Genomic DNA, 12,572 nt, shown 5'->3' on the forward strand with positions numbered 1-12,572 from the left:
CAAGTACCTTAAAATAACCGTACAAGCCCCTTTATTCGAACAATAATACTACATGAAAAAGATTATAGGCCCTTTCGCTCAGATACTCCCGATGACAGGTTTACCTTTAAAAGGTGCATTACGGGATGAGCAACTACAGATATTGGAAAATGCCTGGGTATTGATCCATAAAGAAAAGGTAGTGAGCATTGGTAAGGTTGAGCGTCTTAAGGCCGACCATCCATCGGCACAAATAGAAGAACTTACCGGACAGTATGTACTGCTGCCCGGCTTTATTGATTGCCATACCCATATTTGTTATGCAGGTAACCGGGCCAAAGATTATGCTATGCGCATAAATGGTAAAAGCTATCTGGAAATTGCCGAATCAGGTGGTGGTATCTGGGATTCGGTAACCCAAACCCGCCAGGCAGACGAAAGTACATTGGTTGACTTACTGATTAAAAGAGCCAACCGCCATTTGGCCGATGGCGTTACTATTATTGAGGTGAAAAGCGGTTACGGCCTCTCGGTTGAGCAGGAGCTGAAACAACTGCGTGCTATAAAAGAAGCATCGCAAATAACAATGGCAAACCTCATACCTACCTGCCTGGCAGCGCACCTGCACCCAAGGGATTTTGGCGGCAGCGCCGAAGAATACCTGTATCATATCACTAACTATCTGCTGCCCATCCTTAAAAAAGAAGAATTAGCCAGCCGTGTTGATATTTTTATTGAACAGGGAGCCTTTAAACCGCAAACAGCCCTACCATATTTAAGCAAAGCCAAATTAATGGGTTTTGATATTACCGTACATGCCGATCAGTTTACTACCGGGGGCAGTGAAGTTGCGGTGGAAGTTGGAGCCGTTTCTGCCGATCACCTGGAGGCCAGCAAGACCAAAGAAATTAAGGCTCTGGCCAATTCAGATACGGTGGCTGTGGTTTTGCCCGGTGCATCATTAGGTTTGGGGATGCACTACGCCCCGGCCCGCAAGCTACTGGATGCCGGAGCATGCCTGGCTATTGCCAGCGACTGGAACCCCGGATCGGCTCCCATGGGCGATTTACTATTGCAAGCCGCCGTACTCAGCGCTGCCGAAAAACTAAGCACTACCGAAGTTTTTGCGGCACTAACCTATCGCGCGGCACATGCCCTGCGCTTACACAACCGCGGTACACTGGCAACCGGTACACCCGCAATAATGCAGGCCTACCCTACTGATGATTACCGCGAAATATTATATCACCAGGGAAAACTTAAACCACTGATTTTATATTGAGTTTATGGTTGATGGTTGATAGATCATAGTTCATAGTGGAAAGACTCGATAGTCAAAAGTCTTGAGTCGATAGTCCGTAGCACGATGAACAAATGAGCGAGTGACATAATGAAAAGATGTAATAATATTAAGAAAAGAATAAATACCCCAACCCTCTTTTTTGCTTGCAAAAGAGAGGGTGATCCAGCGCAGCGTAGATCGGGTGAGTCAACTCTGCGGGCGGCGTTAACGTAAATGCATTGGCGTTTTTACTCATCCCGACGACGCTACGCTGGTCGACCTTCTCTTCGCCTTCGGCGGAAAGAAGGTAACAACAGTAATTAAAGAAGCAATTTCCTAACCAATGACAAAACTAATAGAATGCGTACCCAATTTTAGCGAAGGTGTAAACCTTGATATCATCCGCCAGATAACCAACGAGGTGGAAAGCGTTGAAGGCGTAAGGCTGCTGAATGTTGACCCCGGCAAGGCAACCAACCGTACAGTGGTGACCTTTGTGGGCGAGCCCGACAGGGTGATTGAAGCTGCCTTTTTAGCCATTAAAAAAGCAGGCGAGCTGATTGATATGAGCAAGCATAAAGGCGAACATCCGCGTATGGGCGCAACAGATGTTTGTCCGCTGATACCTATTGCCAATATCAGCATGGAAGAAACTGCGGAATATGCCAGCAAGCTGGCTAAACGTGTTGGCGAAGAGCTGCAAATTCCCGCTTATTTATACGAATACGCACAGCCCGATAAAAGCCGCAGCAACCTTTCGGTGATCCGCGCTGGTGAGTATGAGGGCTTTTTTAAGAAGATACAACAACCGCAGTGGAAGCCCGATTTCGGTCCGGCAGTGTTTGATGCCAGGCGTGGCGGCACCGTTATTGGTGCCCGCGATTTCCTGATCGCATACAACGTTAACCTTAATACCACCTCTACCCGCAGGGCTAATTCTATTGCTTTTGATGTGCGCGAAGCTGGCAGAGTATTACGTGAGGGAGACCCGATAAACGGCAAGATTATCACCGATGAAAACGGTAAACCAAAGTCTGTCCCTGGTTCGTTGAAATCGGTAAAGGCTATTGGCTGGTATATTGAGGAGTACGGCATAGCGCAAATCTCCATGAACCTCACCAATATTGAAGTTACTCCGCTGCACAAAGCTTTTGACGAGGTTTGCACCAAAGCCGCCGAACGTGGCATGCGTGTTACCGGCAGCGAGTTGGTGGGCCTGGTGCCGTTAAAAGCCATGCTGGATGCAGGCAAATACTTCCTGCTTAAACAACAACGCTCGGTTGGGTTAAGTGAAAAGGAACTTATTAAAATTGCCATACTCAGTATGGGCCTGTCAGAACTGGCACCTTTTAATCCGGAAGAGCGCATTATTGAATATTTATTGAAAGATAAAGCTGCAAGCAAGCTGGCCAGCATGACCTTAACCGACTTTGCCGACGAAACAGCAAGCGAAAGCCCTGCACCGGGAGGTGGCTCTATTTCGGCTTATATTGGCGCTTTGGGGGCTGCTTTGGCAACCATGGTGGCTAACTTATCATCGCACAAAAAAGGCTGGGATAACCGCTGGCTGGAGTTTAGCGACTGGGCCGAAAAAGGACAGCAATACAAGGACGAACTGGTAAAACTGGTTGATTTGGACACGGCAGCTTTCAACAAAATAATGGAAGCTTTCAGCTTGCCAAAGGGTAATGACGAAGAAAAAGCAGCCCGTACAAAAGCCATTCAGGATGCTACCAAATATGCTATCGAGATTCCTTTTAAGGTGATGCAGGCCGCATACGGCAGTTTAACAGTGATAAAGGCCATGGCGCAAACAGGCAATCCAAACTCCATCAGCGATGCCGGTGTAGCCGCCCTGTGTGCCCGCAGTGCCGTAATTGGCGCATTTATGAACGTAAAGATCAATGCATCCGGCTATAACGATAAAGATTTTGTTGTTGACATCATTGCCAAAGGCGAAGACATCGAAAACAAAACTATCGCCCTTGAAAAAGAGATTATTGAAATAGTGAATAGCAAGATTGGGGGGTAGGGTTATTAGTGCACCAAAAGTGTTTGTGGTGTTCAGTCTAGAAACGAACGAACACCACAAACAATACAGAAAAGAAAGATATAGTTTACTGTTTCAAAAGCATCCCAGCTTTTTACCAGCCTATACTTTTTTGTGTTTAATTATAATGCAAGACATCGGCATTAACAACATCTGAGGCAACTTTGCCGCTATCGTCAACGGTGTTGCCGGTAATAATTATGGCATCAGCGCCAATAGCTTTGGCTTTGGCGATTAATGCCTTGGTCACACGATCCTGCCCGGTATTAGGGCAAGTTAAATGACCGATAACCTTGTAGTCTTTTTTAACGTCATGGGCCGAGTAGTAAACGTCAACATTAGTTGTGGGAGTGGCAAGGGTATCGCCAAAATAGGAGGCTGTGGCACAGGATGATAAAAAAAGGCAAATAGCCAATAGCAAAATGTGATAATTTTTCATGGTGTTTTAATTTTTGTGAGTATGACCCTGCATCGCGTTATTTAGTTTAATAACACTTGGTAAGTATACTGTTACAATTGTCTGATATACAATTAGCGTAGCAATAAAGTTGATATAGCTGCTTAACAACAAAAAAGCCTTCCCAAAACTGGAAAGGCTCTTAATATTCAATCTGAAATCGTAATTCGTAAATCTGAATTACGAAGCCATTTGCTTGCGGATGATGTTTAACGCACCACCTGCTTTAAACCACTCTATCTGCTGTGCATTATAGGTATGGTTTACTGCGAAGCTATCGGTCGATCCATCTTTATGGTGCAATACTACGGTTAACTGTTTGCCTGGAGCAAAAGTAGTTAAGCCTAAAATATCAATAGAATCATCTTCCTGTATTTTATCGTAATCGTTGCTATCAGCAAAGGTGATACCCAGCATACCTTGTTTTTTAAGGTTGGTTTCGTGGATACGGGCAAATGATTTTACCAATATGGCACGTACACCTAGGTGACGTGGTTCCATAGCAGCATGCTCACGTGATGAACCTTCGCCATAGTTTTCGTCGCCTACTACAATGGTACCAATTCCATGTGCCTTATAATCGCGCTGAGTAGCCGGTACCGGACCGTATTCGCCGGTCAGTTCGTTCTTAACGCTGTCAGCAGTGTTATTAAAATAGTTAATGGCACCAATCAGCATGTTATTACTGATGTTATCCAGGTGACCACGGAACTTTAACCACGGGCCAGCCATAGAAATATGGTCGGTAGTACATTTGCCTTTAGCTTTAATCAACAGCTTTAAGCCGGTAATGTCAGTACCTTCCCATGCAGAAAATGGATCAAGCAGTTGCAGGCGAGATGATTTAGGATCAACCTTTACCTCAACCTTGCTGCCATCTTCGGCAGGTGCCTGGTAACCGGCATCTTCTACCGCGTAGCCTTTTACCGGCATTTCAATACCCAAAGGCTCGTCTAACTTCACCTGCTCACCTTTTTCGTTGGTAAGGGTATCGGTTAATGGGTTAAAGGTTAAATCACCGGCAATAGCAAATGCAGTTACAATTTCTGGCGATGCTACGAATGCGTGGGTATTAGGGTTACCATCCTGACGTTTAGCAAAGTTACGGTTAAACGAAGTGATGATAGAGTTTTTGCGTGTAGGATCGTCTGTATGACGTGCCCATTGGCCAATACAAGGGCCGCAGGCATTTGCTAATACTACACCGCCCATATCAGCAAAAGTATCTAAATAACCATCGCGCTCAACGGTGTAACGTACCAGTTCAGAGCCTGGGGTAATGGTGAACTCAGCCTTTGTTTTAAGGTGCTTATCAGTTGCCTGTTTGGCGATAGAGGCCGAACGGGTAATATCTTCGTATGATGAGTTGGTACATGAACCAATTAAACCTACTTCTAATTTTGTAGGCCAGCCGTTTTCTTTTACTGCGGTAGCAAATTTAGAGATAGGCCATGCCAGATCCGGAGTAAACGGACCGTTTACATGTGGTTCAAGCTCTGTAAGGTTTATTTCAATTACCTGGTCAAAATATTGTTCAGGGTTAGCATAAACTTCTGGGTCGCCGGTTAAGTGTTCTTTTACGGCATCGGCTAAGTCAGCAATATCGGCACGTTTGGTTCCGCGCAGGTAAGCAGCAGCTTTAGGGTCATAACCGAAGATAGAGGTGGTAGCACCAATTTCAGCACCCATGTTACAGATAGTACCTTTACCGGTTGCAGAAAGCGACTCAGCGCCTTCGCCAAAATATTCAACAATAGCACCAGTACCACCTTTTACGGTTAGGATACCTGCCACTTTAAGGATAACGTCTTTTGCTGATGACCAGCCGGATAATTTTCCGGTTAGTTTTACACCAATCAGTTTAGGGAATTTTAGCTCCCATGGTAAGCCGGCCATAACATCGCAAGCATCTGCACCGCCAACACCAATAGCCACCATACCTAAACCACCTGCGTTAGGTGTGTGTGAATCGGTACCGATCATCATACCACCCGGAAATGCATAGTTTTCTAAAACTACCTGGTGAATAATACCTGCACCTGGTTTCCAGAAACCCAGTCCATATTTATCAGATACCGAAGCCAGGAAATCATAAACTTCTTTATTTACGTCTTTAGCCGTGCTTAAATCAGCATCAGCGCCAATTTTAGCCTGTATCAGGTGATCGCAATGTACGGTTGAAGGCACAGCTACCTGCGGACGGCCAGCCTGCATAAACTGCAACAGGGCCATTTGCGCAGTTGCATCCTGCATTGCTACACGGTCTGGTGCAAAATCAACATAGTCAACTCCACGGCCAAAAGCTTTGGTAGCATCGCCGTCAGTAAGGTGGGCGTATAATATTTTTTCGGTTAATGTTAAATGTTTACCGGTCGCTTTACGTGCAGCAGCCACGCGGGTGCTGTAGCTATCGTAAACTTTTTTGATCATATCTAAATCAAAAGCCATTGTATTTGATTTTTTAGGTGAAAAGTAAAAGAAATTGTAAACAAACTTAGCTAATAAGCCTGTTGGCGGCGAATTTACAAAAATTACAACTAAATGAGGTCAGCGTACTGTGTAAATGTTATTTGGAGAGGTTCTAAATAGTGATTACTTGTTAGCGGCTGGTGTTTAGGTAATAATTAAGATTTAATATTAACATTTCTGTGTATTATGAAAATGTTAAACAAACTTAGGAATGTAAATACTGTTTTATGTAACCTTAATTGTAAGCCTTCCGTTTAATATTAATAATTAATTAATAAACTACCCCACCACCGATTAAACTAAAACGAAAGGTTAAACTATGAGCATCCTATTATTCTTTGCAATCGTTATGGTAATAACGAGTGCTTCTTTTTTAGTGGTTACCGGAAAAGAAAAACGTCAAAAACGGGCTATCGGAAAATTGCGTACCAGCAATGAGCTAAAAAACCTGTACGAGTACAAATACTTTTTAAAAGGTGTTAAACAGGCAAAAATGGAACTGCACATTAAACTAACTACCATCAGCTATTATAAGCTGCAAAATAAAATTTTCTTTAGTCCATTCGAGATCAATGTTTTGAAAGAAGAAATCAGCGCTAATATTCATGAGCTGGAAGAAATGATCCTTGATCAAAGTATATCGCCGACTGATTTTAACCGCCAGATACAACATATCAATAAACGTATCGACGTGCTGTCATATCCGTTGGCATCCGTATTACAATATTAATCAACCTCAATTTTAATGCAATACTACTCATGTGGCAGGGCTGCGTGGGTAGTTTTTTGTTTAAAAGTTTAGTGCTTTAAATTCATATCCTTCTTTACTCCAGTGCTCCAGTGCCTTTGGCAGGGCATATTCCATCCGCGGAAAAGCTTTCAGGCTATCGTGAAAAAGCACAATATCACCCTTACCTGCATTTTTAAGTACATTACTCAGGCATTTTTCAGGTTTCAGGCTGATATCAAAATCGGCTGAAAGGATGTTCCACATAATCACTTTAATATCGGGCTTCGCCTGTTGTAATAGTTTAGCCTGCGTACGTTTAATGCGCCCGTAAGGTGGACGGAACAAGTTTGTATGCAGTAATTTATCGGCCTGCAAAAAATTATCTACATAAATTTCATCATCTGTTTTCCATCCTTTAAGGTGATTAAAGGTATGGTTACCTATGGCATGCCCTGCTGCTTTTACCTGCTCAAAAACATCAGGATGTTTGCGTACATTATCGCCGATACAAAAGAATGTGGCCTTAGCATTAAATTCTTTTAAAATATTTAAAACAAAAGGTGTAACAATAGGTATAGGGCCGTCGTCAAAAGTGAGATAAAGGCTTCGGGAATTATCGTGCGTATCCCACATTAAATCAGGATATAAACGTTTAAGCAAGCGCGGAGTTTTAACCAGGTACATGTATTAGTTGCAGATAATTTTGTGGGTTGATGGTTAATGGTACAAATTAAAACCTATATCAACCAATTAAAATTACAGATATTTAAAATATTAATCAGGATCATATTTTTTTGATTGGCGATAAAGTAAACGATCCAGGCAAATATAACCTTATGACAAAAAACACTACAATAATTACACGGGTAAGCGCTTTAAGTATGCTATGTTTGGCCCTGCTCTCATTTACAGCAAAGGCCCAGCAAGAAATAAGCCTGCAAAAAGCAATTGACCTTACCCTGCAAAATAACCTTACCATTAAGCAGGCGCAGCTTACAGAGGCACTTGCCGATGAAGATTATAAACAGGCAAAATATAACCAGTTGCCAAGTTTAAGCGCCAATCCAAGTGCAGGCTACAACTTTGGCCGTACCCCTGTTGCGGGACAATATGTGTACGCTAACCAAAGCAATTTTTCAGTAACCAGTACGGCAACGTTACAGGTAATTCTTTACCAGGGGGGCCAGCTTCGTAACCAGATATTGCAAAACCGGCTTGCGCTGGATGTTGACAAAACCAGCACAGCCAAGGTTAAAAACGATTTGCTTTTAAATGTGGTTACCGATTATTTGACCATATTAACAGATCAGGATCTGGTTATTGCTGCCAAACAACAAATTGACCTGGCTAAAATTACATTAGACCGTACCCAAAAAAACTTTGACGCCGGCAACCAAACCCGGGCAGATGTTGCACAGGCAGAGGCACAACTATCAACCGCCGAACTGAATTTAACTAACGCCCAAAATCAGGTTGATTTGGCTGTGTTGATATTAAAACAGTACATGGAAATGAATCCTGCAACGCCCATTACCGTTGTGAAGCCTGATATTAGTAAACTAACTGATGTTAAAACCATTTATGATGCTAATGAGGTAATCAAAACTGCCTTTACTGTAAACCCGGATATTAAACTTGCAGAATTACAACAGCAAACCTATGCACAAGCCGTTAAAATAGCCCGGGGAAACTATTTTCCTGTCTTATCATTTTTTGGTAACCTGCAATCAAGCTATTCAAGTGTGGTTAATGCTTATGGTACCAGAATTATAGGAGAAACGGCTCCGGCACTCCAAACAATTGGGGTAGTAAAGGGTACAGGTGATATAGTTCAAACTGTTGCCCCGGTGCAAAATCCTATTTATTCGCCAAACTACCCTTTCTTAAGTCAATTTGGCGACAACTTTAACCAATCGTTCGGTCTTAGTTTACAGATTCCAATTTTTAATCATTATTCTGCGCGCACATCGGTACGCAAGGCAAAGTTAAATTATCAAAATGCCCAGCTTACTACCGAACTGGCAAAAAATACGCTGAGCAAAACCATTATCCAGGCAGTGCTCGATCTGCAATCGGCCGAGAAAAGCTACCATTCATCTGTACAAACGTATAATTCTAATAAAGAAGCTTTAAACATTACCAAACAACGGTATGATGCCGGGCTGGTAAATACGCTCGATTATAATACCGCGCTTACTAACTATAATAAATCGCAAAACGATATGATTGAAGCGCAATACCAGATGATTTTCAGAAGCAAAGTAATTGACTATTATTTAGGTAACCAGATAGTGTTATAGGCCCCACCCAAACCCTCCCCGGTAGGGAGGGCTTTAAAGAGGCTAATAAGAAATAAAAAAAATAAATAAATCCGAAATCGAAATTCCGAAATCCGAAATAAAAAAGAATCATGGGAAAAACTACTAAATATGTTCTTATCTCGTTAGGGGCGCTAATTGTACTACTGATAATATTAAAGGTAAGCGGCGTAATTGGCAAGCCGCAATTAACACAGGTGGCCACCGAGAAAACTGCTATACGTGATATTAGCGAAACAGTATCGGCCAGCGGAAAAATAAAACCGCATGTTGAAGTAAAAATTAGCCCCGAGGTATCGGGCGAGGTGGTTGAATTACCTATAAAAGAAGGTGATGTAGTTAAAAAAGGGCAGTTGATTTGTAGAATACGCCCCGATATTCTGCAATCAGAACTTGACCGTGCACAGGCACAATACAATACCCAAAAGGCCAGTATTGGCAACTCTTCACAGTTGTTGAAACAAGCACAGGCTACTTTTGATAACCAGGCATCTATCTACAAAAGAGATAAGGCCCTGTATGCTAATAAAGTAATTACCACTGCTGAGTTTGAGGCTGCCAAAGCCACTTATGATGGCGATGAGGCTGCCTTAGAAGCCGCCAAACAAAATGTTATCGGCTCAACTTACGGACTGGCACAATCACAGGCTTCGGTAAAAGAAGCGGCTGATAACCTGGTTAAAACTACCATTTACTCACCGGTTGATGGAGTGGTATCTAAATTATCTATCCAAAAAGGTGAGCGTGTTTTAGGAACCCAGCAGTTTGCAGGTACCGAAATTATGACCATATCAGACCTTAGCCAGCTGGATGTTAACGTTGATGTAAATGAAAATGATATTAACCGCATACAACTGGGCGACTCGTCAAAAATTGAAGTGGATGCCTTTTTAGGCAAACATTTTAATGGCGTGGTTACTGAAATAGGCGGCTCGGCCAATGTGGTAGGTACCAATGCCGATCAGGTTACCAACTTTACAGTTAAGGTAAGGATTAGCCCGGCATCATACATTAATCTGCTGAAAAAAACAGCTGATAACCCTTCACCATTCCGTCCGGGATTAACGGCTACTGTAGAGATCAATACTAATCATGCCAAATCATTATCGGTACCAATACAATCGGTAACTACCCGTGTTGAGAAAAAGAAATCGGCCAACCCTAATGCAGATACCAGCAGTAACAAACCAACTATAGCTGCACCTGTAAAAGAATATGTGTTTGTTTACAACGCAGGCAAAGTAAAACAGGTATTGGTAACTACCGGTATACAGGATGACACCAACATACAGATACTATCGGGCCTTAAAGCTGGCGACGAAGTAGTATCTGCTCCGTTTGCTGCCATAACCAAAGTACTTAATGATGGTATGGTGGTTCAAAAAGTAGATAAAAGCAAGCTATTTGCTGGTGATGGGAAGTAACAAGGAAAAATAGTCTATGGACCATGGACCATAGACCATGGACTGTCACAAATAAATAATAACTTTGTCCTGCCAAATAAACCTGGCGGGACATTTTTTATTGTTAATGCATACACCAAAACACAAAATCGCCGTTATTGGCGGTGGCAGTTGGGCTACGGCCAATGTTAAAATACTTACCGATAATACTACCGATAAAGAAATTTTTTGGTGGATGCGCAATGCTGGCGCTGTGGAGCATATCCATAAATTCAGGCATAACCCTAATTACCTTAGTTCTGTTGAAATTGGGGTGCCTGCAAAAAATGTATCAACCAATTTAAAAGCCATTATTGAGCAGGCTGATTATTTGCTGCTTAACGTTCCGGCAGCCTTTTTAAAAGAGGCGTTTACCGGTATTACCCCTGCTGATTTAGCGGGCAAAAAGATAGTATCGGCCATAAAAGGTATCGTGCCTGATGAAAATCAAATCATCGGCGAGTTTTTAAATCAGCATTATAACGTACCCTTTAGTCATTTTTTGGTGATCAGCGGACCCTGCCATGCAGAGGAAGTAGCGCTGGAGAAACTATCTTACCTTACCATAGCCTCGCGCGATACAGCCCTTGCTGCCGAGTTTGCCGGCATGTTTAACAACCGCTACATCAAAACCATTATATCCGACGATATTTACGGTACCGAATACGGCGCCGTACTTAAAAATATTTACGCTATAGCCAGTGGTATTTGCCACGGCGTGGGCTATGGCGATAACTTTCAGGCGGTGCTGATATCAAATGCTATCCGCGAGCTGGAACGCTTTGTGGCCGCTGTACACCCCATCAATCGCGATATAAAAGAATCAGCTTACCTGGGCGATTTACTGGTGACTGCTTATTCGCAGTTTAGCCGTAACCGTACTTTTGGCAATATGATAGGCAAGGGCTATACGGTAAAATCGGCCCAACTGGAAATGAACATGATTGCAGAAGGCTATTATGCAGTAAATTGCCTACACCAGGTAAATAAACAGTACAAAGTGCACATGCCTATTTGCACTGCTGTTTACGCTATTTTATACCAGAAACAGTCGCCGGCGCTGGAAATGAAACATTTGGCCGAAGAATTGAGCTAGTTGTTAAAAAACAACTAACATTATGAAAAATTTATTTAAGGTTGCACTGTTTGCAGTCGGAATGTTCTGTTTTGCGCAAAGCCAGGCTCAAACCCATAAAGACTCCACCCTGGGCCATAAAATAAGTAAAACGGCCACAAAAGTAGGCCATGCTACTGCACATACCGCAGCAAGCGGTGACGCGGCAATTACCGATAAAAGATATAAAGGTAAAACGGGTCCTGATGGACAAACCATCTACATTAATAAACATTCGCATTATTTTTATGTAGATCATAAAGGGAAAAGGGTTTATTTAAAAAAATCTGAACTTCGGAATAAACCAACGAAGTAATTTATAGTCTTAAGTCTGTGATCCGGAGTTAATTGATATCATTTAGCTCCGGACTAATGACCACAGTCTGGAACTACTTATGAAAAAGGTTGCTTTAATTGTTATCCATTTAGCTTGTGCCTCGGTATTAGTAACGGCAGCGTGTTCAAACCCGGTTAAAAGCAAGCTGAAAGGGAGCTGGAAATCAAAAGACGGCTCGGTAAAACTCCAGATTACCGATAAAAACTTTACCATGGACGATGGTGAGGCCCTTGACGAAGATTACTTTATTAAAGACGATACCATTTTTACCTCATTTGAGGGCAACCAGCCCTATACCAGCTTTGTAATACAAAAAATTGACGATCATAGCCTCCAGCTCATGGGCCCCGATTCGGTAGCCGTTGAGTATAACAGGTGAATTGGAGTTGATCAT

General features: G+C 42.7%; 11 protein-coding genes. 8 read left to right on the top strand and 3 right to left on the bottom strand.

Translation table 11 applies throughout. The features are described from left to right. Nucleotides 1–52 precede the first annotated feature (52 nt). Both hutI and ftcD read left to right on the top strand, forming a co-directional pair. Nucleotides 53–1,261, top strand: a complete 1,209-nt coding sequence (gene hutI / locus JN11_RS11855) for an imidazolonepropionase (RefSeq protein ID WP_144912801.1) — start codon at nucleotides 53–55, stop codon at nucleotides 1,259–1,261. Nucleotides 1,262–1,604: 343 nt separating this feature from the next. Further along, nucleotides 1,605–3,293 carry a glutamate formimidoyltransferase gene (gene ftcD, locus JN11_RS11860; RefSeq protein WP_144912803.1) on the top strand — a complete coding sequence of 563 codons (1,689 nt, stop codon included), beginning with the start codon at nucleotides 1,605–1,607 and terminating at the stop codon, nucleotides 3,291–3,293. A 136-nt stretch (nucleotides 3,294–3,429) separates the two neighbouring features. Here ftcD and JN11_RS11865 read toward each other — a convergent pair whose 3' ends face one another. After that, complete coding sequence (locus JN11_RS11865) at nucleotides 3,430–3,750, bottom strand: hypothetical protein (protein ID WP_144912804.1); 321 nt, start codon at nucleotides 3,748–3,750, stop codon at nucleotides 3,430–3,432. Nucleotides 3,751–3,948: 198 nt separating this feature from the next. Further along, a complete protein-coding gene (locus tag JN11_RS11870) occupies nucleotides 3,949–6,216 on the bottom strand; it encodes an aconitate hydratase (protein ID WP_144912806.1) in 2,268 nt (755 codons plus the stop codon). Nucleotides 6,217–6,556: 340 nt separating this feature from the next. On the opposite strand from JN11_RS11870, the gene JN11_RS11875 reads away from it, so the two are divergent. Then, nucleotides 6,557–6,967 (top strand): hypothetical protein, encoded by a 411-nt coding sequence (locus JN11_RS11875; RefSeq protein WP_144912808.1) that lies wholly within the window; start codon nucleotides 6,557–6,559, stop codon nucleotides 6,965–6,967. Between the two features lie 60 nt (nucleotides 6,968–7,027). Here the strand turns inward: JN11_RS11875 and JN11_RS11880 are convergent, their stop codons facing one another. Continuing rightward, nucleotides 7,028–7,651, bottom strand: coding sequence for a polysaccharide deacetylase family protein (locus JN11_RS11880; protein ID WP_144912809.1), 624 nt, complete (start codon nucleotides 7,649–7,651; stop codon nucleotides 7,028–7,030). 152 nt (nucleotides 7,652–7,803) lie between these two features. Between JN11_RS11880 and JN11_RS11885 the strand changes: the two genes are divergently transcribed. The 5 genes from JN11_RS11885 to JN11_RS11905 all read left to right on the top strand — a co-directional run bounded on the left by JN11_RS11885 (nucleotide 7,804) and on the right by JN11_RS11905 (nucleotide 12,557). Beyond that, nucleotides 7,804–9,267, top strand: coding sequence for a TolC family protein (locus JN11_RS11885; RefSeq protein WP_144912811.1), 1,464 nt, complete (start codon nucleotides 7,804–7,806; stop codon nucleotides 9,265–9,267). Between the two features lie 110 nt (nucleotides 9,268–9,377). Then, nucleotides 9,378–10,709, top strand: a complete 1,332-nt coding sequence (locus JN11_RS11890) for an efflux RND transporter periplasmic adaptor subunit (protein ID WP_144912812.1) — start codon at nucleotides 9,378–9,380, stop codon at nucleotides 10,707–10,709. 106 nt (nucleotides 10,710–10,815) lie between these two features. Beyond that, on the top strand, nucleotides 10,816–11,823 hold the full coding sequence (locus tag JN11_RS11895; protein ID WP_144912814.1) for an NAD(P)H-dependent glycerol-3-phosphate dehydrogenase: 1,008 nt from the start codon (nucleotides 10,816–10,818) through the stop codon (nucleotides 11,821–11,823). A 22-nt stretch (nucleotides 11,824–11,845) separates the two neighbouring features. After that, nucleotides 11,846–12,157, top strand: a complete 312-nt coding sequence (locus tag JN11_RS11900) for a hypothetical protein (RefSeq protein ID WP_144912815.1) — start codon at nucleotides 11,846–11,848, stop codon at nucleotides 12,155–12,157. A gap of 79 nt (nucleotides 12,158–12,236) precedes the next feature. Then, on the top strand, nucleotides 12,237–12,557 hold the full coding sequence (locus tag JN11_RS11905) for a hypothetical protein (RefSeq protein ID WP_144912816.1): 321 nt from the start codon (nucleotides 12,237–12,239) through the stop codon (nucleotides 12,555–12,557). Nucleotides 12,558–12,572 lie beyond the last annotated feature (15 nt).

It is taken from the genome of Mucilaginibacter frigoritolerans, assembly GCF_007830615.1.
GTDB classification, from domain to species: domain Bacteria; phylum Bacteroidota; class Bacteroidia; order Sphingobacteriales; family Sphingobacteriaceae; genus Mucilaginibacter; species Mucilaginibacter frigoritolerans.